Origin of the sequence: Acinetobacter rongchengensis (genome assembly GCF_003611475.1) — a bacterium.
Taxonomy (GTDB): Bacteria; Pseudomonadota; Gammaproteobacteria; order Pseudomonadales; family Moraxellaceae; genus Acinetobacter; species Acinetobacter rongchengensis.
Window position 1 is genome coordinate 1 of sequence record NZ_RAXT01000211.1, and the last position, 391, is coordinate 391.

At 51.9% G+C, this 391-nt stretch carries 1 protein-coding gene; it reads left to right on the forward strand.

Annotation, left to right across the window (positions count from 1 at the left end):
* Positions 1 to 58: 58 nt before the first annotated feature.
* Positions 59 to 391: IS66 family insertion sequence element accessory protein TnpB (gene tnpB / locus D7V20_RS19575; RefSeq protein ID WP_000618091.1), on the forward strand; the 333-nt coding region annotated here is incomplete at its 3' end.

The window sequence follows — 391 nt, forward strand, 5'->3', positions numbered from 1 at the left end:
TAAAATGGCAGACATCAGAAATACCTGCCTTGGCAGAATTACTCAAGGCACTTGCAACATGATCCGCATTGATGAAATCTGGTTGTCTACTCAGCCCATGGACATGCGTGCAGGTATGGATACGACCATGGCTCAGGTGGTGAGAGCCTTTGGCTACATCAAACCGCATTGTGCTTACCTGTTCTGTAATAAACGTGGCCATCGCATGAAAGTACTGGTACATGATGGACTGGGCATCTGGCTGTGTGCCCGGCGGCTGGAACAGGGCAAATTTCACTGGGCTCAAGTTCACCAAGGTGAAACCGTGGCCCTCAGCCCGGAACAGTTACAGGCACTGATCCAAGGTTTGCCCTGGCAGCGCATTGGACGACAGCAGGTGGTGACGATGCTT